The sequence below is a fragment of the Arthrobacter sp. LAPM80 genome, from assembly GCF_046736435.1.
Lineage (GTDB): Bacteria > Actinomycetota > Actinomycetes > Actinomycetales > Micrococcaceae > Specibacter.
In genome coordinates this window covers 37,460-60,104 of record NZ_JBCHVD010000016.1, presented here as the reverse complement: position 1 = coordinate 60,104, position 22,645 = coordinate 37,460, and the positions used below count along the sequence as shown (strand labels likewise).

Annotated in this window: 19 protein-coding genes and 1 tRNA gene; 7 read left to right on the top strand and 13 right to left on the bottom strand. The window is 62.6% G+C overall.

The features are described 5' to 3' along the window. Positions 1-336 precede the first annotated feature (336 nt). The gene (locus tag AAGW05_RS14775) at positions 337-1,731 is read left to right on the top strand and encodes an IS1380 family transposase (RefSeq protein ID WP_411805315.1); all 1,395 of its coding nucleotides are present in this window, start codon (positions 337-339) and stop codon (positions 1,729-1,731) included. A 168-nt stretch (positions 1,732-1,899) separates the two neighbouring features. On the opposite strand, the gene AAGW05_RS14770 is transcribed toward AAGW05_RS14775, so the two are convergent. Further along, on the bottom strand, positions 1,900-2,040 hold the full coding sequence (locus AAGW05_RS14770) for a hypothetical protein (RefSeq protein WP_411805314.1): 141 nt from the start codon (positions 2,038-2,040) through the stop codon (positions 1,900-1,902). Between the two features lie 347 nt (positions 2,041-2,387). On the opposite strand from AAGW05_RS14770, the gene AAGW05_RS14765 reads away from it, so the two are divergent. Next, positions 2,388-4,184, top strand: coding sequence for an acyl-CoA dehydrogenase (locus tag AAGW05_RS14765; RefSeq protein WP_411805313.1), 1,797 nt, complete (start codon positions 2,388-2,390; stop codon positions 4,182-4,184). A gap of 426 nt (positions 4,185-4,610) precedes the next feature. Here the strand turns inward: AAGW05_RS14765 and AAGW05_RS14760 are convergent, their stop codons facing one another. The 4 genes from AAGW05_RS14760 to AAGW05_RS14745 form a co-directional block, all read right to left on the bottom strand. Beyond that, positions 4,611-6,155, bottom strand: coding sequence for an ATP-binding protein (locus AAGW05_RS14760; RefSeq protein ID WP_411805312.1), 1,545 nt, complete (start codon positions 6,153-6,155; stop codon positions 4,611-4,613). A 29-nt stretch (positions 6,156-6,184) separates the two neighbouring features. Then, a complete protein-coding gene (locus AAGW05_RS14755) occupies positions 6,185-7,033 on the bottom strand; it encodes an alpha/beta fold hydrolase (RefSeq protein ID WP_411805311.1) in 849 nt (282 codons plus the stop codon). Between the two features lie 220 nt (positions 7,034-7,253). After that, a complete protein-coding gene (locus AAGW05_RS14750; protein ID WP_411805310.1) occupies positions 7,254-7,664 on the bottom strand; it encodes a hypothetical protein in 411 nt (136 codons plus the stop codon). A 354-nt stretch (positions 7,665-8,018) separates the two neighbouring features. Beyond that, complete coding sequence (locus AAGW05_RS14745) at positions 8,019-8,162, bottom strand: hypothetical protein (protein ID WP_411805309.1); 144 nt, start codon at positions 8,160-8,162, stop codon at positions 8,019-8,021. 290 nt (positions 8,163-8,452) lie between these two features. Between AAGW05_RS14745 and AAGW05_RS14740 the strand changes: the two genes are divergently transcribed. The 5 genes from AAGW05_RS14740 (at position 8,453) to AAGW05_RS14720 (ending at position 15,116) form a co-directional block, all read left to right on the top strand. After that, positions 8,453-9,013 (top strand): hypothetical protein, encoded by a 561-nt coding sequence (locus AAGW05_RS14740; protein ID WP_411805308.1) that lies wholly within the window; start codon positions 8,453-8,455, stop codon positions 9,011-9,013. 237 nt (positions 9,014-9,250) lie between these two features. Further along, positions 9,251-10,939, top strand: coding sequence for a C1 family peptidase (locus tag AAGW05_RS14735; protein ID WP_411805307.1), 1,689 nt, complete (start codon positions 9,251-9,253; stop codon positions 10,937-10,939). Positions 10,940-10,954: 15 nt separating this feature from the next. Then, a complete protein-coding gene (locus AAGW05_RS14730; protein WP_411805306.1) occupies positions 10,955-11,242 on the top strand; it encodes a protease inhibitor I42 family protein in 288 nt (95 codons plus the stop codon). Positions 11,243-11,357: 115 nt separating this feature from the next. Then, positions 11,358-13,805 (top strand): Ig-like domain-containing protein, encoded by a 2,448-nt coding sequence (locus tag AAGW05_RS14725; RefSeq protein WP_411805305.1) that lies wholly within the window; start codon positions 11,358-11,360, stop codon positions 13,803-13,805. 24 nt (positions 13,806-13,829) lie between these two features. Continuing rightward, entirely contained in the window at positions 13,830-15,116 is a 1,287-nt protein-coding gene (locus AAGW05_RS14720) for a glycosyltransferase (protein WP_411805304.1), read from the top strand. 556 nt (positions 15,117-15,672) lie between these two features. Here AAGW05_RS14720 and AAGW05_RS14715 read toward each other — a convergent pair. From AAGW05_RS14715 to AAGW05_RS14680, 8 genes are all read right to left on the bottom strand, one after another. Further along, positions 15,673-15,746, bottom strand: a tRNA-Pro gene (locus tag AAGW05_RS14715). A 106-nt stretch (positions 15,747-15,852) separates the two neighbouring features. Then, entirely contained in the window at positions 15,853-17,409 is a 1,557-nt protein-coding gene (gene der, locus AAGW05_RS14710) for a ribosome biogenesis GTPase Der (protein WP_411805303.1), read from the bottom strand. Then, positions 17,406-18,122, bottom strand: a complete 717-nt coding sequence (locus AAGW05_RS14705) for a lysophospholipid acyltransferase family protein (RefSeq protein ID WP_411805302.1) — start codon at positions 18,120-18,122, stop codon at positions 17,406-17,408. Before AAGW05_RS14705 ends, der begins: the two co-directional genes overlap by 4 nt. Beyond that, complete coding sequence (cmk, locus tag AAGW05_RS14700; RefSeq protein ID WP_411805301.1) at positions 18,119-18,826, bottom strand: (d)CMP kinase; 708 nt, start codon at positions 18,824-18,826, stop codon at positions 18,119-18,121. Before cmk ends, AAGW05_RS14705 begins: the two co-directional genes overlap by 4 nt. Further along, positions 18,823-19,926, bottom strand: coding sequence for a prephenate dehydrogenase (locus AAGW05_RS14695; protein WP_411805300.1), 1,104 nt, complete (start codon positions 19,924-19,926; stop codon positions 18,823-18,825). The genes cmk and AAGW05_RS14695 overlap by 4 nt, the downstream gene beginning before the upstream one ends. 7 nt (positions 19,927-19,933) lie before the next feature. Further along, positions 19,934-21,097, bottom strand: coding sequence for a pseudouridine synthase (locus tag AAGW05_RS14690; protein WP_411805299.1), 1,164 nt, complete (start codon positions 21,095-21,097; stop codon positions 19,934-19,936). Positions 21,098-21,133: 36 nt separating this feature from the next. Further along, positions 21,134-21,760 (bottom strand): SMC-Scp complex subunit ScpB, encoded by a 627-nt coding sequence (scpB, locus tag AAGW05_RS14685; protein ID WP_411805298.1) that lies wholly within the window; start codon positions 21,758-21,760, stop codon positions 21,134-21,136. Then, a complete protein-coding gene (locus AAGW05_RS14680) occupies positions 21,753-22,613 on the bottom strand; it encodes a segregation and condensation protein A (protein WP_411805297.1) in 861 nt (286 codons plus the stop codon). The genes scpB and AAGW05_RS14680 overlap by 8 nt, the downstream gene beginning before the upstream one ends. Positions 22,614-22,645: the final 32 nt, after the last annotated feature.

The following is a 22,645-nucleotide window of genomic DNA, read 5'->3' as shown; positions in this document are numbered from 1 at the left end:
ATGGCCTCCGCCGCGTACCGGGATTCCGACTGTCAGGATGTGGGACAGGGTCAGTTTAGGCTCCTGCAGGGTGGCTGAGGAAGAGGTGGCCGGCAGGAGAACCTCGGAACTGCGCGTTGCGGTCCGGGCCGTCCTAGAGACCTAGCGAACCAGCGACCTAGAGACCCAGCGACCGCCCCACGATCCCCTTCCTGATTTCCGTGGTTCACCACTTAGCACTGATCCACCGATGAAACTTGGGGGTTGCCCGGCGGTTTAAACACGAAATGCCCGTCTTTTCGGGGAAAATTGGACTTACCACAGAACAATTTCCCGAAAATGAAGGGCATCTCGCAGATGCAAGTTTCCCATACCCGTGCCGCCGTGTCAGTTTCCTTTGATGAGGAAAACCTTGTGTCGCCCACGGGCCTTGTCCCGGTGATGCGGCTGGCCGAGGATGCTGACCTGCATTCACTGGCTGATGAGTGGATCAAGATCCCGACGGACAAGGGGGCGAATGCCGGGTTGAAGGTCGCGGCCCTGGTGGCGGGCATGGTCGCCGGAGCCGATTCGATTGATGACATGGCCGTGCTCCGCCACGGCGGGATGAAGAAGATCTTCAAGGGTTGCTATGCCCCGTCAACGCTGGGCTCGTTCTTGCGCGCTTTCACCTTCGGGCACGTGAAGCAATTGGATGCTGTCGCGTCCCGGTTCCTGATCAACCTGGCCCGGACGGCGCCCCTGTTCGGGGATCCATCCGGGAAGGACTTCCTTTTCGTGGATGTTGATGACACGATCATCGAGGTTCACGGCTACCAGAAACAGGGCTCCGGTTACGGCTACTCCGGCGTCCGCGGCCTGAACACCGTGCTGGCGACCGCCTCCAGGGAAGACACGGCACCGGTGATCATCGCCCAGCGCCTGCGCAAAGGGGCTGCGAACTCCGCCCGCGGCGCAAAGAAATTCGTCACCGAGGCCTTGGGGACCATCAAACGCACCGGCGCCACCGGCCCGGTGTTGTGTCGTTTTGATTCGGCCTACTACGGCTACCCCGCGGTATCGGCGGTCTTGGCCGGTGGCGCCGATGTCTCTGTCACGGTGCGCATGGATCCGGCCGTCAAACGGGCCATTGCCGCCATCGGTGCGGATGCGTGGACGCCGATCCGATACACGAACGCGGTCTACGACGAGGAAGCCCAGGCATGGGTGTCGGCCGCGGAAGTCGCTGAGATCCCGTTCACCGCGTTCTCGTCCCGGAAGAAGGCCGAGCAGATCTCCGGACGCCTGGTGGTGCGCCGCATCCCGGAACTGAACCCGAAAGCCACCCAAGTCCAGCCAACACTCTTTGACACGCACCGCTTCCATGCCTTCTTCACCACCGTCACTGCTGAGGCCCTGGATACGGTGGCTGCCGACAAAGTCCATCGCAAGCACGCCCGGATCGAGCAAGTCAACGCCGACCTGAAAGACAGTGCCCTGGCCCACCTACCCTCCGGGAAATTCGCCGCAAACTCTGCCTGGCTGGTCGCGGCGGTCATGGCTTACAACCTCACCCGCACCGCAGGGGTCCTCGCCGAAGGCCAGTTCGCCAAGGCCCGGACCGGCACGATCCGCCGCAAAATCATCAATATCCCGGCCCGGATCGCCTCCAGTGCGCGGCGTCAACAGTTGCATCTGCCTCAAGACTGGCCATGGAAAACCGAATGGGGGAACCTCTTCACAGCCACCCAGGCACCGCCACGAGCCGCATAAAACCCGTCAACACAGCCATTCCGGCCCAACACAAGGAACCAGAAAGTGGAACACCACCGGCAGCGAGGCCGGCCCCCGGGCTGCCCAAAACCACAAGATCACCGAAAATTCAGATTCAGTCAATCTCCAAACCGGATCGGTGGATCAAGGCTTAGTGGCGGTGGCATCCTACGCGGTGGGCGTGCCGAATACTTTGCGCTCCTTGGCGTAGTCCAAGGTCCGGGCGAGGACCCGTTCGGCGGAGGCGGCGATGGCCGGGACAAGTTCTCCGGCGGCAATTCCCGGTAGCCAGCGCCGCTTGCTCGTCATTTGTCAGGTTCAGGAAGTAGGGGACGACAATGGCATTTTGCAACGCCACCCCGCCCATGCCGGTGGAGACAGGAACGAAGGCTGGCACAGGTTCGCGGAACTGCTTCTGGTCATCGTGGCAAATGGGTGCTCTGGTAGCTCATTGCCGCTCCTGCTCATCACGATCTTCTTGGGTCTGGGGCGGAGGGTTCATCCGCTCCAGAACCCAGCGTTAAGGCGATCCAGATTCTGTGCAATGGATTCGAAAAAACATTTTTGCATCCGATTGACAGCGTGACCCCCGCCACATTACCCGCTGGTAACAAATGTCCTACACAAACGCACTTCCCCGCGGTACGCTGACGTTTATGAGCCAATACCAGCCTCCAATTGCAGACATTGCCTTCGCCCTTGAGCATGTTGTGGGATACAGGGACATCGCCAAACTGCCAGGCTTCGAACACGCCGATCTGGACACAGTAATCGAACTTCTGGAACAGTGCGGGGACTTCATGGCTGACGCCGTGGCACCGACAAACCGCCAGGGTGACACCCAGGGGTCACGGCTCCGGCCCGACGGCACGGTGGTCACGCCCGACGGCTTCAAGGAGGTTTACCACCAGTACGTCGAGGCAGGCTGGGGCTCGGTGCCGCTGCCGGAGGAATTTGGCGGTGGAGGTTTCCCCCGCACAGTTGGCCTGGTGATTCAGGAGCTCATGACAAGCGCCAACATGGCCTTCTCGCTGTGCCCCCTGTTGACGCAGGGCGCCATTGAGGCCCTCCTTCATTACGGCAGTGACGCCCAGAAGGAGACGTTCCTGCCCAAAATGGTCAGCGGCGAGTGGACGGGCACCATGAATCTCACCGAGCCGCATGCCGGTTCGGACGTGGGCGCATTGACAACCAAGGCCGTCTCCAACGGCGACGGCAGCTTCGCCATCACCGGCCAGAAGATCTTCATCACCTACGGCGACCATGACATGGCTGAGCAAATCGTCCACCTTGTCCTGGCCCGTACCCCCGGCGCCCCCGAAGGCACCCGCGGTATCTCCTGTTTCATCGTGCCGAAGTTCCTGCTCAACGACGACCGAACCTTGGGAGAGCGCAACACCGTCACCACCGTTTCTCTTGAGCACAAGATGGGCATTCACGCCTCCCCCACTTGCGTGCTGTCATTCGATGGCGCCACCGGTTATCTCATTGGCGAGGAAAACCTCGGAATGCGCATTATGTTTGTCATGATGAACAGCGCCCGCCTCGGCGTCGGCGTCCAGGGCCTGGCCCTTGCCGAACGCGCCTACCAGCAGTCCCTCAACTACGCCCAAGAACGCCGGCAGGGCTTGGCCATTGGCGCAACGGGCACCAGTTCGGCCATCATCGACTTCCCGGACGTGCGCCGCATGCTGATGACACAGCGCGCCAGCATTTCGGCCCTGCGCTACCTCATGCTGCTCGACGCATCGTACGTGGACGTGAGCACGCACGACCCGGATCCCGCAGTGAGGACCCGAGCCAACGAGATCGTCGGCCTGCTGACGCCGATTTGCAAGTCCTACGGCACGGACCTGGGCAACGAACTGACCTCCCTGGCCCTGCAAATCCACGGCGGCATGGGCTTCATTGAGGAGGCCGGCGCCGCCCAGCACATGCGCGACGTGCGCATTGCGGCCATTTATGAGGGCACTAACGGCATCCAGGCCGCGGACCTTGTTGGCCGCAAGCTGGGGATGCGCGGGGGTGCCTCCATCCTTGAGTTTCTGGCCCAGATGCGTGAAGTCGAACAAGAACTGGCCGACGCCGGACCCGCCTTCGACTCCATCCGTGCCGAACTTGTCAGGCAGTTCGACGCCCTCGGCGAAGCCACGCGCTGGATGCTGAAAACCGGTGCACAGGACCCCAACGCGGCGCTCTCCGGTTCGACGCCGTTCCTGCGCATGTGGGGCCTGTGCACCAGTGCGTGGATGCTTGCCCGTGCGGCCGTCGCAGCCCAATCGGCGGGCGACCCTGAACTGGCCCACAGCCAGCTGGTGCTGGCCCGGTTCCATGCCGAGCAGTTGCTCCCGCAGTCCGCCAGCCTGCTGAGCGCCGCCACCGCCGGTTCCGAGGACCTGTTTGCCCTCGATGCGCGCCAGCTTGCCGGCACCGCAGGCAAGGTACGCAGCTAACGGGATCTGACGTTCGGACAATACCTAAGCGGCTCCCCGGACCTGCCCACCCCTGCGGGATGTGGGCGGCCCCCCGCAGGACAACATACTGGTATCGCCCGACAACTCAGGGTTGCCGTGAACGCGGCTTCGGCACATGGCCGCACGCACTGGGCAGGTGGCCATGGATTGACGGGCGCCCGGATCCGACGCCGCGCTATGGCAGATCACTGACGACCACTAATTCAGCCACCGGTGATCTCATTCACCCTAGAAGAGCTACCGAAAGCTCCGTCCTAACACCCGGGGCAGTACCGAAATCACCACGAACCGCGGAGTCCCTTTCGCCGGACAGGTCAAACTCCGCAGACAAGTCCCCGCTAGGACAGCCAGGCAAGTCAGCTCGATACTTGTCCGGTCGGGTACCGAGGGAATCGGCACGGCCAGTTAAAAATGGTGGGGAAGTGTGACGGTGGCTGTGGTGCCATGGCCAGGTTCGCTGGTGAGGCTGATAGTGCCGCGGTGGGCCTGGATGAGGTTGTTGGTGATGGCCAGTCCCAATCCGGCTCCCGGGATGGCGGCTTTGAGTACGCTAGCGGAACGGAAGAATTTAGTGAACGCGTTCTCGAGTTCCTCCGGTGTCATCCCGATTCCAGTATCAGTTACTTCGACGACGATGGACTTGGGTGTGTGGCGGGCGGTGATGGTGATGTCGCCGCCGGGAGAGTATTTGATTGCGTTGGAGATCAGGTTGTCCAAGATCTGGCCGATCCGAAGTGGATCCACAACTGTCGGCAGGACGGGCGGAATATCGGTGGCTATCAAAACATTATTGGCCTCCGCCCGTAGCCTTGCAGCGGTGACACGGGCGCGGATGAGTTCTGCGAGGTCGGTAGGCCGCGGTTCTATGGTGATTCCAGCTTCGGCGGTGGAGAGCAGATCATTGACTAGCTGCATGAGTCGTTCTGAATTGCGCATGGCCACAGTCAGCGACGCGCTAATGTTCACTGGTAGATCCGGCTCGTCAAGGGCCAGATAAAGGTAGCCGATAATGGAGGTCAGCGGCGTGCGTAGTTCGTGGGAAACGTTGGACACAAAGTGCTTTTGAGCGGCCATGGCGTTGATCAGGGATGTTACATCGCCACAGGAGATGACAGTGCAAGTTGAATCATCATCATCTTTGAAGTTCAGCGCCGACACGCTCAGCGCCCGAAGTGAATCCGGCGGGCCGATCCAGATAATTTCATCCGAAAATGACTCGCCCTGGGCCGCTCTCACCATTGGAATTTCCTGGGCAGATAGGGCAGTGGTGCCGTCAGGACCATAAACCAGCATTTCTGTCACCTGGCCGGAGCCGGAGCCCTCGGGAGTCGCATAATTCAGGTCGTATTGGTATCGGCTGTTACTTGTGGTGGGATTACCCTCGGCGTCCACCACGGCGATGCCGACATCGACGCTATCCAGGATGGCCTGGAGCAGGGATTCGTTTCTGCGGCTCTGCTTTAGCGATGCGTGTAGATCTTTATCTTTTTGGATCAGGGTTTCTCGGTGCGCTGCGGTCTCCGCTTCGGCCCTAATTCGGGCGTTGACGGCCTCTTGTGCTATTCGCAAGGAGGATTCAAGTTCCTTTTCGTAGCTGCGGCGCCGGGGAGCACTGAACACAATGATTTTATCCACCGCCGCCTTACCCGGGGCCGATGGTGAACGGGTGGCTGAAAGTAGGGCCGGATGATGCTGACCACCGTTCCCGATAATGTCCGCTGCAAGTTCGTTGAACTCCCCCGTGGACGCCAAATGGGGCAGGGCATGGGTCGCATACATGATTCTGTCTGCCACAGGGAAAAGTCTCAGTAAGTTCATGCCCAGCACGCTGGTGCGTTGCAGTCCCGACCAGACCAAAAAGGTGTCATTGACTTCTAAGATGGTCCCGTCGGTGCTGGTGATGATGTAACCAGCCGGCGCTTGGTGGAACAGAGCCTCGAAGTCTGTCAAGAAACAGGACTCAGCGTTTGTAATATCCATTAGATGGCGACGCTCAGTCGGGGCTCCACCTGCGGTGCGGTGCCGAGGTGTAGGTAGTTCACAATGGCTTCGGCGCTTTCGCCGGGGGAACTCACATGGGGGCAGTGGCCGGTCGCCGTGAGCTGAACCAAGTTGCTGTGGGGCAAGTTTTCCTGCAGGTAGTGGCCGATGTGGGCCGGGGCCAAGAGGTCATCGGTGCATTGCAAAATCAGGGTAGGCACGGTGACGTCTTTGAGCAGGTGGCGGACGTCGGAGAGGAAGGCGACACGGGAGAATTCCCTAGCGACCATCGGGTTGACCCGGCGGAAGGAGGCCTCCAGTTCACTAGCATTGTCCGGAGCATTTGGTGTCCCCATGATGACCGGTGCCATGGTGGCCGCCCAGACCAAGTAGTTAGCATCCAGAGATGACAGCAACGCATCGAGGTCCTCTGCGGTGAATCCGCCGACGTAGCCATCTGCGGGGTAGTCCAGGTAGCTGGGAGATGATGCCAGAAGCACTATTTTTCCCAAACGCCGGGGGTCCTTCACCGCTGCGGCGATGGCGATCATACCGCTGACACTGTGGGCAACGAGGGTTACATCAGATAAATCCAATGCGTCACAAATCTCTATCACATCTCCGGCGTAGCCGTCTAAAGTGGCGTACTTGACAGAGTCGTAGGAGGCCAAGTCCGAATCTCCTGCTCCAACATGATCAAAGAGCACCACACGGTGGGTTTCGATGAAATAGGGCAACATTTTTTCCCAGGTTCCACGGTCACAGCCGAACCCATGGGCGAACATCACCACAGGCCCGTCTTCGCGACCAAGGATGCGGGTGTTGTTGCGGGTGAAGACGTCAGTCATCGGAGCATCTACCTGTCGATTCTGGTGTGAGGACGATGACTACAGGGAGCCATCGGAACTGATTGGCGGGTCCATACCGCATCCGAAAATCAGGGCAAAACTCTAATTTTACATGGGATACGAGACGCTCAAGTCGCACTTACAGGATTTCTCGAAGGCCTGCCCGAGCGTATCTGGCTCTCCGTGGGTCGTGGTGAAATCCACTATTGTGATGGATGATTCACCGCTGTTCTGGCGGCAGTCGTGAGCATATTACGAGTCGCGTATTTGGTGCTATTGACGAAGCCGCGGCCGGTTCTTTTTGACGTGTTTGTTGCTGGTTGGATTCCTTCGCAAGTTTTTCAAGGTGGTCCTTGGCAAGCTCGGCGTTTTCCAAGGAGCCGGTGCGCAGCAGTGTTCCAACCTGGTCTGTCACGTCCCGTGCAGCCTTGAGCTTGCCGGTGGGATCGTCGCTGGTAAAGACTTTCTCCGATCTCGCTTTGGCTGGTTCCGAAAGGGAATCGGCGGCCCGCAGGAGCACCATCCGTTGCGCCCCGACCCCTGTATGGTCGCGCCCGTCAACAACACCAAGGATCTGCCGGGTATCCAAGTCAACAATCGTTGTCATCTTTTCGGCTCGATTCGCTGCCATGGTCAACGCGTTGTGCGCCAGCCGGCGCGTGGAACGAGCCCTCGGCACGAACCACTGCGGGATAAGTTTTCCGTCCGCACGGACCCGCCTCTGACTTTGGAATTCGTTGAGGCCATGCTCGCCACTACCTGCAAGGATTCAGATGGTTTGCTCGTCGTAGCCGAAACGGCGCGCTGTCATCTGCATCGACGGCAAACAGTCTGTATGAAAGTGGCACGAAACTGAGACCTTCAGTGATCGAGGGGAGGACATCGTTGCAGTTCAGGGCGATCCGCTTATGACAGCCAGTTCGGGTTCCCACACCTCCGGAGTGAACGCGGGCCTTGGGAGCCACGCCCCGCCAGGGTTGGGTGGTCAGGAGAGTCCGGCGTTGCGGGGAGGCGCGTACGCGAAGACAAGCAACATCGGGTGTTTGAAGTGGCTGACCAGGATGTTCTCAACCCCGGCGCAGTAGACGTTCTCGCCGCCGGTGATGATCATGTCCTTCTTCCTGTCCACACCCAGACAAAGCCTTTCCCCTGTTTCTCGGACCAGGTCCCTGGGTGGAACCAGCCGCCTTGAAGGCTGCGGCCGGCTCCTCTGGCTTGCCCCAGCAACCCTCCATCATGGTGGGGCCAAGGAAGAGGATCTCTCCGACCGCGCCGCGCGAGACGTCGTTCAGGTTCTCGCCAAGGTCCCGGCGTACGATTCGGCCTGTTCGGACACAGGGACGTTTTCAGCATCGGGGTCTGCGCAGATCGCTCGCCACTGGGTTGGCACGTTAGAGACAACGGCTCATCGAGAAGGTCATGTGGACCGTTGCCGACAGGGTGCCCACGCATTACGAAGAGGTGGTTGGCTCGCTTCCTGATGGGACCGCCGCTTTGACAAAGATCCGGGCGGAGGTTGACGCACATCTGTCCTACGTGCTGCAAGTGTCCGGCTACACCACGGCCTCGGTGCTCAATGCCGCACAGGTGCCCGAGCATGTCCGCGGCAGTCCCGTCGCCAAAGAGCACCTGTATAGCCGCTATTGGCGGAACCTCGTTGACCTGGGCTGCCTAGCCGGCCGGCCAACCCTTCCCATGATGCTGCTGAGCTTCCGTCTGGCCCACAGTCGCTACCTTCGCATGTTCCGGCGCCACCCGTCCGTGCGGAAGCTGCCCTCCGCTCGTGGTGGCTGGCGGCATGCTGTTTCTGGCCTCCGCCACGATCCGCTCCTTCCGCATCTTTGCCCTGGGCCTCCTGCCCGACTGAACCAGGACGGCGGAATCTCGTCGGCCTCGTCAGCCTCGGCGTTCTGCGTCCACCCGGAACAAGGCGTCCTGTTCCGGGTGGCCCGGACCGGGGCGGCACTGGACACCACCTGATGCGGTTCGCCGCGCCGATCCGGCAAAAAACACCGATCAGTAACGTATCCGTGGGCTGCCCACAGCTCTACCATTGGGAGCATTGAATGATTTATGTGCGGGCAGCGTTGTCGGGGGAGACCGGGGGCGCTGACGGTGCGGAATTTTTGGGGCTGCCCAACCCACCACTCTCCATGACGGAATCAGGCACCGGCCTGTCCACGTGGGCGGAATGATGCCATACGAGAAGGCACTCCCTTGGCAACTTTGGACATTCACGAATTATCGGCAACACTGACCGCGGCCAACGCTCGTTGGATCCCACGCATCACACCCCAGTCCCTCATGGGCGACGACGACAAGAAGGCACTTCTGGGTGTCGTTTTCACCCCGGCTGACGTGGCACTGCGGGCGGCGGGCCCGCAGGCCTCCGCTCCCGCCGGACCGGTCGCGTTTGCCCCCGAAGTCGACTGGCGCAACAAGAACGGCAATCATGTCACAGGCGTCGAGGACCAGAAGTACTGCGGTGCCTGCGTCTCTTTTGGTTGCACCGCAGTGGTTGAATCGATGGCATCCATTGAGTTGGGCCAGCTGTTGGATCTTTCTGAGGCTGACGCCCACTTCAACTCCAGCCACGGTCCGTCCTGTTCTGGTTGGGACACCGACTCCTGCATGACCCAACTGCAGGCCCGCGGCGAGGTGACTGATGCTTCCTTGACCTACATGAGCGCCTTTGACAACCCCCCGGTCATCGATCCGGCCACGAGCCTGTGGAAGCCGTACGTGCGTCCGACACCGAACCGCCCGGCGACCCAGGTGACCATCACCAGCCATGGACTGATCTCCGACATCAACGCGCGCAAGCAGTACCTTGATACCATCGGTCCCTGTGCGGCCTGCTTCGACGTCTATGACGACTTCTACAGCTATTCAACAGGGATCTACCACCATCTGAGCGGTAATGCCGTGGGTGGCCATTGTGTCGAGGTCATCGGATACTCCGAATCGCAACAGTGCTGGATCGCCAAGAACTCCTGGGGCACGGGTTGGGGCATGTCGGGTTTCTTCATGATCGCCTACGGCCAGTGCAACTTTGACGTCTACGCCTTCGCTAACGCACAGGGCGTGCAGGTGCCCTCTGCCCAGGGCTGGAGTGGCTGGGAGTCGCTGGGCGGGGTGATCACGTCCAAGCCAAGCGCCGTCTCGTGGGGGTCAGACAGGATCGACGCCGTCGCACGCGGCACGGACTCGGCCGTCTGGCACAAGTGGTGGGACGGCAACTCTTGGAATGGCTGGGAGTCGTTGGGTGGCAGCTGCCAGAGCGGTCCGGCCATCTGTTCCTGGGGTTCGGGGCGGCTTGACATGTTCGTCGTCGGAACCGACCATCAGCTCTACCACAAGTGGTTCCAGGCTGCCTGGAGCGGCTGGGAGGCTCTGGGAGGCATGCTGTCCTCGGACCCGACGGCGGTTTCGTGGGGGCCCGACAGGATCGACGTATTCGCCCGCGGGATGGACTCGGCCATGTGGCACCTGTGGTGGGACGGAAGCCACTGGGGCGGCTGGGAGAGCCTGGGCGGCGTGTGCGACTCCTCCCCCGCAGTCGCGTCCTGGGCCGCCAACCGGCTCGATACCTTCGTCAAGGGAACCGACAGCCAGCTGTACCACCAGTGGTGGGACGGAAACGCCTGGAGCGGCTGGGAGGGGCTTGGCGGCTACGTTGCAGGTGACATTTCGGCAGTCTCGTGGGGTCCGAACCGGATCGACATGTTCTATCCCGGTGTCTCGTTCGGCATGATGCACCGCTGGTGGGACGGGGCATGGAGCACGGAGGAGAACCTCGGCGGGGTGCTGTCCTCCGGAACAGGTTCATCCTCCTGGGCCTCGGGGCGCCTTGACTGCTTCGTTGAAGGCACCGATTCTGCCATGTATCACAAGTGGTACGCCTGAGGGCCGGCGGACGAAGTGATCACGGTCCATGCCGGAGAGATGTTCGACGTTGAATTCCGGGCGACACCCGCCACCGGCTACCAGTGGCAGCTGGCCGGGAGTCCAACCGGCGTCGAACTTGTCGGCGACTCCTTCAACGCCGACACCGGCAAGGACCCCGCACCGGTGCCCGTCGGGGGCACCCAAGCCTTCCATTTCCTGGCGGGCGAGTCGGGAAACACGACCCTGCACTTTGTCTTGAAACGGTCGTGGGAGTCGGCCTTCGTGGAACAACACGAGGAGGAGGTGGTGGTGCTGCCCTAAGCTTTGCCGCCACCTTCACCTCATTGGCGGGTGGCCGCTGTTCTTGGTGTGGGCTGGGCGCCTCGCGCATGCGCATGAGCAATGCTCGAATCACTTGCCCAGCAAGGACAATGCAATGAAATTTCATCCTTTGGCTCGCAACCCGGGCCACACAGGCACGGCGATGCTCGCCGCACTGGTGCTCCCATTCGCGGCACTCGTAGGCTTGCCGCTGGCACGGGCAAGGGCGGCTGCGGCGGTGACGTTGCCGGATGTGAGAATTCAGGTCCCGGCCAGCCTCATTGCGATCGGAATTGACCCCGCGACAGCCCATCCCGTACTGCGATCCACGCACATCACGTGGGATGCTGGCACGTCCACGTTTGTGCCGTCCATCGGCGTCTTCTCACCGCCGTCGGAGTACCAGTTTCCCTTGACAAGGTTCACTCTCAACGCCGTGAGCCCTGACGGAAGCATCGGATCCGTCGTGGCCACCAGCGCCAAGTCCGACTATTGCATCACGGGCGACAACCGCGTTGGCGGGGTCGCCAACACACCCGCACAAACATTCATCCCGCAATCCAACTGCACCGATCCGAGCAAACCGCGGGGCTGGTCGGTTGGCTGGGGCGACCAATATGACCAGACAGACGCAGGCCAACCCATTGACCTGAACGGCGTCCCGGCTGGCACCTACATCCTGCGGGCCATTGCAGACCCGCAATATGTGCCGGTGGACGCCGACTCCACCAACAACGTCACAGACACAACGCTGGCGATCAGTGGAACACAGGTCACTGTCCTCTCCCAAAGCAATCCAGGCGTTACCCCGCCGACCGTCTCGCTCACGCAACCCGCCCCGAACAGCGTGGTTGGCGGCACCGTCACGGTGTCCGCAACGGCGGCCGCAACCGCTCCTGCCACGATTGCTTCGGTCCAGTTCCTCCTCGATGGGCTCCCGCTCGGCGCACCCGTGACCGCGGCCCCGTACAACTTTGCCTGGACAGTCGGGTCAACGCCCATCAGCAGCCACACGCTGTCGGCCCGGGCCACGGACTCGGCCGGCAACAGCGGCACGGCCACGGCCGTCACCGTGAACGTCCTGCCACAACCGGGAACAGTCTCGGTTGACGCTTCAGTTGCAGCGCAGGGCGGCGGCGGCGCCGCGACGCCGGCATTCTCCACGTCCGTCGCCGGCGAAACACTGCTGGCGGAAGTTTCAACGGACGGCCCTACGGCGGCCGGCCAGACCGCAACTGTCAGCGGTGCAGGCTTGAGCTGGTCACTCGTGAAGCGCGCCAACAGTGTTTCCGGCGCCGCGGAAATCTGGACGGCGAAGGCTCCGGCAATTCTGTCGAATGTCGTTGTCACATCTAAGGCGACTCAGGGCGGGGCGAGCCAGCAACTCAGTGTCCAGGCCTTCATCAACGCAGCCGGAGTGGGGGCATCGACGGCCGCCTCGGCTGCCACCGGCGCTCCCAGCCTCTTTCTCATGGCGACAGCCGCCGGGTCGGTGGTTTACGCCGTCGGACATGACTGGGACAACGCCACGGCGCACGTTCCGGGGACCGGCCAAGCACTCATCAACCAGTGGCTGGACACCGGTTCGGGAGACACATACTGGGTACAGTCAACGACAGCGGCGACAACGGCAGCTGGGCGCACGGTGGCCGTCAATGACACCTCGCCAACCACCGACCAGTGGAACCTTGCTGCCGTGGAAGTAACACTGGCCGGCACGACGCCGCCTCCCGTCGACACGGTGCCGCCCACGGTTGCGATCATCAACCCTACCGCCGGGCAGGTCGTTTCCGGGCAGATCAGCGTGGCCGCCAACGCCAGTGACAACGTCGGGGCGGCATCCTTCCAGTTCCTCCTCGATGGCAAGGCACTTGGCGCAGCGTCGACAGCTCCCCCATATGCGCTCGCGTGGGACACGACGACGGCAACGGCAGGAACCCACGCGCTGTCCGCCGTGGCGACCGATCCAAGCGGGAACACCGGCACGGCCGCCACTGTCACGGTTACGGTACAAAACCCGGGGCCGCCCATGACGTGCTTCGTGCTTCAGACGCAGACCAGCGTTCACGGCAGGGGAACCTTGAAGGCCCCCTCGTTTAAGACCGCCATGGCCGGTTCCTACGCACAGTCGGGCGATGCCGAGGTGTGGCAGGCAAGCGCACCGGCAATCCTTGGCGCCGCAACGATCACCTCGGCGCTGAGTTCCGCCGGCTACTCCCAGAATCTGGCAGTGGCCGCCTTCGAGGGCGCCAAGGGAATCGGCGCCATCGCGACGGGTTCGGCAACGACGGGTGCACCGCATGTAAACGTCACCACGACCGCTGCCGCGTCCCCGGTCTTCGGGGTGGGCCACGACTGGGACAACGCGGTCACACGCACGCTTCCGACGGGATTCGTCATGTCCAACCAGTACCTGGACAATTCCTCGGGCGACACCGCCTGGGCTGAGTACACGAATCAAATCACCGGAGCGGCAGGGACCATTGTTTCGATCGGTGCAACGGCCCCCACAACAGACCAATGGAACATGGTGGGCGTGGAACTGCTCAACAGCGGCAATTGATGCGGCGCTGGAAAGAAGGACAAAATGACACGCAAATCAGTGGTCGTGTGCAGCAGTCCCTTGGAAGGACATGTTTCCCCCATGCTGGGAGTTGCCCTGGGGCTGATCGAGCGAGGATATCGCGTCAGGTTTCTGACAGGGGCGCGGTTCGCGGAGGCTGTGGCAGGCATCGGTGCAGAATTTCTGCCGTTGCCTGCCGAGTCGGACTTTGACCCTGCCGACGTGGTTGTCACAAGCACTGGCGGCAAACGGCTTTCGGGCCCTGCAGCACTGCGGGAAAACATCAAGACTATTTTCCTGGATCCGGCGGCAGGCCAGTACCGTGCCTTGACGGCAGCACTCGACGCCGAGCCGGCCGACGCAGTTCTGGCCGAAATGGCGTTCGTCGGGGCTGCCGCACTGACAGCCCAACCGCGCGGGCAGCGACCCCTTGTGGCGGCCTGCGGGATCATCGCGCTTGGGCTGTCCAGCCGGGATTGCGCTCCTTTTGGCATCGGAATCCCGCCAGGTTCGGGCGGTCTGGCACGCCTCCGGAACCGTGCCCTGAACTGGGCGGTGAAAAACGTGGTCCTGGCCAGGAGCCAGCACCAGGCGGAGCGAACACTCACGGAGTTGACCGGCCGTGGCTTGTACGGCCTATTTTTCATGGACTGGGTCCGCCGGGCCGAACTCATTGTGCAATTCACGGTCCCCGGCTTCGAGTATCCGCGCAGCGACGCCCCCGAATCCCTGCATTTTCTGGGGCCGGTTTCGCGACTTGCACTTTCCAACGCCTCGCTGCCGGACTGGTGGCCCGAGCTGGACGACGGCCTGCCAGTGGTGCATGTCAGCCAGGGAACGGTCGCCAACCTGGATTTCAGTGAACTCATCATGCCCACCATGGCAGCCCTTTCCGGGCAGGAATTGCTGGTGGTTGTCAGCACTGGGCACCGCCCCGTTTCCGAACTCGGAGCATTGCCCGGCAACGTCAGGGCCGCCGAGTTCCTGCCTTATGACCGGCTCATGCCCAAGGTCAATGTCGTCATCACCAATGGCGGCTATGGCGGGCTGCACTACGCCCTGGAGCGTGGCGTGCCGGTCGTGGTGGCCGGCGACACCGAGGACAAGCCCGAGACGGCCGCCCGCGTTGCATGGACAGGCGTGGGAATTGACCTTCACACGGGGGTGCCGAGCGAAGCCGCCATCCGCACGGCAACCCTACGGGTGCTCTCGGATGACCGCTACCGGCTCGCCAGCCAGCGCATTGGTGCCGAGATCTCCACATCACCGGGAATCGACGGGCTGGCAGGACTCCTGGAGGCCCGGGCTTGAACGCAGCTGCCGGCGGCGTCCATCCGGTTGTTCACCTGCCCCCATCCGTTACCACGGCCGGGAGGTACGGTCCATCGGCCAGCCCAGGGCGAGCATGAGCAGCCTCGAGCCAATGTTACGTGCGTCGAAACACCGCTTCCCATCGCCAGGCGTTGTTGGGCGCCCATGCCCTGAAAGCACCAACATGGCGAACAGCGGTATCGCCTCGGTGCTGCGCTCCTTCAAAGGCTTCAGGTGCGTCGTCGACACCTACTGTCTCCCAGCCTCGCTGGGCGCCTTGCATGAATTCAAGTATGCTGCAGGGCATCCACGCCACCCGTCCCGTGGCTGCTGTGGGGGAAACTCAATCGATCGCGCTGTCGATATGGTCATTCGCTGGTGATATATCAGCCGCGGATGACCATATCAACAGCGCGGCGTGAAAAGGGGGCGGCAGAGACCATCGGCACCCGGGTTGTGCACACATCTTGCCCGCCAGCCCCCACCAGCCGCAAATGGGCAACAAAAAACCGCTCAAACTCTGACTTTCACCAGTGTTTGAGCGGTTTTTGTTCGGTCGGGCTGACAGGATTTGAACCTGCGACCCCTTGACCCCCAGTCAAGTGCGCTACCAAGCTGCGCTACAGCCCGATTGGTTCAGTCCGCTGGGAAACAATCTCCCCTGGCTGAACCACCTGAAGTAGCTTACCCTAGATTTTTTAGGAGTAAGACCAAACAGGATATTTTGTGAGCCACGTTACTTTTTCCGGCTCCGCTTTTCACGCACGCGCATGGCAACCTCGATCGGTGTGCCCTCGAAACCAAAGGTTTCGCGCAGGCGGCGGGTGATGAAACGGCGGTATCCGGGGTCAAGGAACCCGGTGGTGAACAGAACGAACTTCGGCGGGCGGCTTGAGGCCTGGGTGCCGAAGAGGATACGGGGCTGCTTGCCACCGCGCACGGGGTGCGGGTGCTCGGAGACGAGTTCGCCTAGGAACGCGTTCAGGCGGCCCGTGGGGATTCGACGGTCCCAGTTTTCCAGTGCCAGGTCCAGGGCAGGAACCAGCTTGTCCTTGTGCCAGCCGGTCTTAGCCGAGATGTTCACACGCGGTGCCCACTCGACGTGCGCCAGGTCCTGCTCGATTTCGCGCTCAAGGTACTTGCGGCGTTCGTCGTCAAGGAGGTCCCACTTGTTGAAAGCGAGCACCAGGGCACGGCCCGATTCAATGGCGAGCTGCAGGATGCGCACATCCTGCTCACTCAGCACCTCGTCGACGGCCAGCAGCACAACGGCAACTTCGGCCTTCTCGAGTGCACCCTGGGTGCGCAGTGAGGCGTAGAAGTCGGCGCCTTGTGCCATGTGCTGGCGGCGGCGGATGCCTGCCGTGTCAACGAAGCGCCACGTGCGGTCGCCCAATTCGATGAGTTCATCAACGGGGTCGCGGGTGGTGCCTGCCACGTTGTCAACTACAACGCGGTCGGTGCCGGCCAGCTTGTTCAGCAGGGACGACTTGCCCACGTTGGGGCGCCCGATCAGGGCAATGCGGCGCGGGCCGCCCGTGCGCTCAACGCCGGCGACGGCGGAGAACTCCGGCAGGACGTCCATGACGCGGTCAAGCATGTCTGCAACACCGCGGCCGTGGACGGCCGAAACCGGGTACGGCTCGCCGAGGCCAAGGCCCCAGAGGGTGGCAACATCGGCTTCCTGGACCAGGTCATCGATCTTGTTGCCGACCAGGATGACGGGCTTCTTGGCCTTGCGCAGCATGCGCACGATCGCTTCGTCGGAGGAGGTGATGCCGACGATGGCGTCAACGACCAGGAGCACGGCGTCTGCCATTTCCACGGCGATCTCGGCCTGCTCGGCCACGCGGAGGTCAAGTCCGCGGGCGTCGCGCTCCCAGCCGCCGGTGTCCACCAGCGTGAAGTTGCGGCCGTTCCAGTCGGCCGTGTACTGGACGCGGTCGCGGGTGACGCCGGGGGTGTCCTCGACAACTGCCTCGCGGCGGCCAAGGATACGGTTTACCAGCGTGGACTTGCCAACGTTGGGCCGTCCCACAATGGCGAGCACCGGGTCCTGGCGCAGCGCGTCGAAGCTGGATCCGTCGTCGAACTCGCCGGACAGCAGTGCTGCATCCTCGTCGTCGAGCTCGTAGCTGGCCAGGCCCGCAAGGAGGCCGGCCGCGCGGGCGTCGGCGTCCTCATCGGAGATGGCAGCGAGCCTCTCGGCGATCTGGTCTGTACCGGAGGGTACGTATTCCGGGTGACCAAACTCACCGTCACCGACGGGTGTGGTTGACTTGGAGTCGCTCATGGTTGCTGTCCTTTGTGCTTTGAAGATAGGTGATCATCCGCAGGCAAATCCTGCCCTGTGGCGGCTTGCGAAGCGGCAATGTGTGCCGCCAGCCGCAGGCGGATTTGTTCGGTTGCTCTGTCCATTGAAACACGGCCGGAAACTCCCGGCTCGCGCGTTATTGCCAACGGTTCCCCAAACACCACATGCAGCCTTCGCCGTGGTGCCGGAATTTTGTCGCGGTGTTCCCCGCTGTGCCGGGTGCCCAGGATGGCAACAGGCACGACGGCGGCTCCGGAGTTCAGCGCCAGCCACGCGACCCCGCTGTTCATGCTCGCGGCGTCCCCGGTCCCCCGGGTGCCTTCGGGCAGGATCCCCACGCAGTCGCCGCGGTCAAGGACCGCCTTGGCGAATTGCAGGGCTGCGCGGTCGCCGTCGCGGTTGACGGGTATTTGGCCTGATGCGTGCAAGACCCGCCCCAGGAAGCCTTTGAACATGTCGTGGCGGACCATGACATGCATGTAGCGGGGGCCGGCGCCGACCATGACGGGGCCGTCAAGGTAGCTCAGGTGGTTGGCCGCAAAGACGACAGGGCCTTGCGCCGGGACGTTTTCACGTCCCAGAACTGTGGTTTTGTACACCACATGGTCAAGGATGCGCCCCAGCGGCCGGCTCCAACGCGTTTTCCACCGCGGCGGTGGCGCCGTCAGCACCAGCAGGTCACTGCTGCTCATGCAGCGGGACCGGCATTGACTGCCTTGCGGACCACGGCGATGACGGCGACAACTGTTTCCTCGAAGTTCAGCTCGGAGGAGTCAACAGTGTAGACACCGTCGGCCGCACGCTGGAAGTCAACGACAGTCGAGTCCTTGGCGTCCCGGGCAAGCACCTGTTCCACCAGCTGCTCGGCGCTCTGCGTGCCACCTAACTGCAGGCCGCGACGGCGCAGGCGCGCCTCCTCGCTGGCAGTCAGGATCAGGCGGGCCTCGGCGTTCGGTGCCACGACGGTGGTGATGTCCCGGCCCTCGACGACGATGCGGTGCCTGTGCTCGGCGATCAGCGCCCGCTGGCGGCGCACCAGTTCGGCGCGGGCGCCCAGGTTGGTGGCCACGGCGCTGACTGCCGCCGAAATCCCGGGTTCGCGAATGGCGTCGGTAACGTTCACACCGTTGACCTTGAACAGCTCGGTCTCGGGGACCATGCTCTGCTCAAGCTTAATGGTGCGTGCGGCTGCCTCGACGGCCGCGGCGTTTTCAAGGTTGATGCGCCCGTTCAGGCAGTGCCAGGCCACGCTGCGGTACATGGCGCCGGTATCCAAAAATGCCAGGCCAAGGCGCTGTGCGACAGCCTTGCTGACGCTTGATTTTCCCGAACCGGAGGGTCCGTCGATGGCTACAACGAGGGGCTTGCCCTGGCGCAACTGCTCATGTTCTGTCATTGCAAGACCTTCCAACCGCGTACAGTCAATTCATCCACCAGCGCCACCCTCCGGGAGGGCAGCACTGAAAGCTCAACCATGCCCACCTGCAGTCCGGCAGAGTGGTCGAGGCGCAGGTCCTCGACGTTGACCCCAATCTCGCCGATCTCGGTCAGCAGCAGCGCGATCTGGCCGGGCTTGTCATCGACGAGCACGGTAAGCCACGAGTACTGCTGGGCCGGGCCGCCGTGCTTGCCGGGAATCCGGCCCTGCCCAGCATTTCCTTCGGCGATGAGCTGGGCCAGATCCAGGCGTGCACCGGGCGCCGTGGGTGCGCTGAGCGTGTTGATCAGCCTGTCAAGGTCGGTGCGGACGCCCTGCATGATCTCCAGTACCTTAGGGGCGTTGGCCCCGAGGATCTGCACCCACAGCGAGGGATCACTGGCAGCAATCCTTGTCACGTCACGCAGCCCGTTGCCGGCCAGGGACAGCGCATGCTGGGGCGTGTCAGCCAGCCTACTGGCCACCAGCGAGGACATGATCTGGGGCAGGTGCGACACAAGCGCCACGGCTTCATCGTGCTCGTCGGGGGCAAAACGGAACACCACGGCGTCGAGGTCGATCGCCAGCGAATGCGCCACCTTGATGGCGTGTTCCGAGCTTGCTTCCGACGGGCACAGCACCCACGGCATGGAGTTGAAGAGTTGCCCCCGGGCAGCCACGGGACCCGAGCGTTCACGCCCGGCCATGGGATGTGTGCCGACGTAGCGCCCAAGCGCCGTGGGTGCAAGGGACTCGACGGTTTGAAGTTCGGCCAGGACGGAACCCTTTACGCTTGCAATGTCAACCACGACGGCGGACGGGTACCGTGCGAGGGCACCCGCCACAACCTGGGCGGTCACGTCAGGCGGGGCAGCCACGACCACCAGTTCCGGGGTCAGGTATTCGGCCGCGTCAAAGGCGCGCCCGGCGCCAATGTCCACGGCGACGGCCTGGGCGGATGGTGAGGGGTCGCTGACGATCACGTCAATGCCGTGGGCGCGCAGACCCAAGCCAATGCTGGCTCCCAGCAAACCGCTGCCAAGAACAAGCACAGGCCCCAACAAGTGCGAAGGATTCATCCGTTGCTTACATCCCCACGTCTGCGAGCAGGTAGCCGACCTCGTGACGGCCCAGAACACGGATGCTGCCCTGACGCTGGTCTCCCAGAGCGATAGGGCCGAACTTCACGCGGACAAGGCGCTCAACCGGGTATCCGACTGCTTCGAACATGCGGCGCACAATGCGGTTCCGCCCGGAGTGGATAACAACTTCGGCAAGGACGTGGCCGGGGGTCGAGTCAACGAGGCGGAAGGAGTCAACCTTTGCCCAGCCATCCTCGAGTTCCACGCCGTCCTTGAGCTGGGCTCCAATGCCCTGGGCCATCGGGCCGCGAACCTGGACCAGGTACGTCTTGGGGATGGCGTACTTGGGGTGGCTCAGGCGGTTGGCAAGTTCGCCGTCGTTCGTCAGGAGCAGCAGGCCCTCGGTGTTGTTGTCCAAACGGCCAACGTGGAAGAGGCGCTCGGCAGTCTGGCGCTTCTTGAGGTAGTCGCTGATGCACGGGCGGCCCTCGGGGTCATCCATCGTGGAGACAACGCCGTTGGGCTTGTTGAACACCATGTAGACAAGGTGGTCGTTGGTCTGGATGGTCATGCCGTCAACGGAAATCTCAGCGGTTTCCGGATCGACGCGCAGGCCCAGCTGGTTCACTGTCACGCCGTCAACCATGACGCGGCCTTCAAGGATCATGTCCTCGCACAGGCGCCGTGATGCAACGCCTGCCATGGCCATGACCTTCTGCAGACGCACACCCTCGGCATTGTGGATGTCAATGTCGTCGGTGGTGCGCATCGGGCGGCGGTTCTGCTCGGTGGGCCGGGCCTTGGACGGGGTGACAGTGCGGCCGTACTGCTCGTTCTTGAACGGGCGGGCACCTGACTGTGAGGGCTTCTTGCGGGCAGGCTGGGGGCCACGGGACTTGGTGGTGGTGTCCTTGTGGCCACCGGTCTTGTAACCGGCTGCACGGAGGGCGCCCGGCTTCATTTCGTCGTTGTTGGATCCGGTCCTGGGCCCGCCGGACTTAAAGCCGCCGGACTTCGGGGCACCTGACTTAAAGCCGCCTGACTTAAAGCCGCCGGATTTGGGGGCGCCGGATTTGAAGCCACCGGATTTGGGGGCGCCTGCGCGGGGTTTGCCGCCACGCGGCTGGTTCTGTCCGGAAGAGCTTCCGGAACGGGGCGACGGTGTCATGAGTTTGTCCTTAAAGTACTAAATGTTGTGGTCATGCTAGAAGTGTGAATCATCAAAATCTTGGAGGTTTTCCAGACCGGGAAGGTGCGGCGCAATTTGCGGCAACTCGTCAACGCTCCCCATCCCAAGCCGTTCTAAAAAGTACGCCGTGGTGCGGTACAGGAATGCCCCGGACACCGGATCGGTGCCCACTTCCTCAATCAGCCCGCGCTGCGCAAGAGTCCTTGCCACTGAGTCCACGTTAACTCCGCGAATGGCGGAAACGCGGGCCCGTGTCACCGGCTGGCGGTAGGCAATCACCGCCAAGGTTTCCAAGGCCGCCTGCGTGAGCCGGGCCGTCTGGCCGTCCACAACAAACTGCGACACGATCTCGGCGTAGGCTGCGCGTGAATAAATACGCCATCCTCCGGCAAGTTCCCGGAGTTCAAAGCCTCGGACCGGTACAGTGTCACCCTTCCTAGTATAACCGTCGTACTCCCTTGCCAGTTCGTGTAATAGCTCACGTACCGGGGCTGTGGGCAAGCCCACGACGGCGGCCAGCTGCTCCTCCGGCACCGGCTCGTCCACAACCATCAGGACCGCCTCCAGGGCGGCCCGCACGCTGTCGCGCGAATCCAGAAGTTCCGAGGCTTCCGTGGCAGGCTGTGCTGCGTTCTCAGTCATTCCCGCTCCCGTCCTCACATTCATCGAAGTCACTGTCGTTTGCCGCACGCGGCCCGGCCCCTGCACTCCAGCACACAGTCAGCTCCCCCAGAGGGGTGGGCTGGTCAAAAGCGACCATCTGGTCCCTGAACAATTCCAGCAGGGCAAGGAAGCGGGCAATGACCTCCATGGACGATTCCGCATCGGCGGTCAGGGCGGCAAAGGACCACGGCGTGGCGGTCCAGCCGGCCATGGCCGGGTCCTCCGTGGCAGGCATTCCCGCTGTCAGCATGGCGGTAATAATGGCAGCCTGCTCCCTGACGCTGACAGGCTGGACATGCAGGTGGGCCAGGCCGACAGTGGAGCTAGGGGATTCCTTGGGCTCCATGGCCTTGGCGGCCAGGTCGGCAAATTGTTGGGGCGTGTGCCGCCAGACAAGCTCGGGCAGAAGCGCGGCAAAGTGTGGTTCCAGACTGACCTGGCGGGGGAACCGCCGGGCCTCCCGGTCAAGTTCACCGCCCATGAGGGTTGCGACCTCCTTGAAGGCCTTGTATTGCAAAAGCCTAGCGAACAGGAGGTCCCGGGCCTCCAAAAGGGCCAGGTCATCCTCGCTCTCCACTTCCCCTGCGGGAAGGAGGCGAGCGGCCTTGAGGTCAAGGAGCGTTGCGGCAAGGACAAGAAATTCACTTGCCTCATCCAGCGCCCAGGGCTCCCCGAGGTCCTGCAGGGCCTTCAAGTAGCTGATGAATTCATCGGTGACAGTGGCGATCGCCACGTCGGTGATGTCCATCTCATGCTTGGAAATCAGACCCAGGAGCAGGTCAAAGGGGCCCGTGAAGTTCTCCAGTCGCACTTCGAAGCGCCTGGCAGGCATGGGTGTATCCGCCGCGATCCCCGCGACCTCTT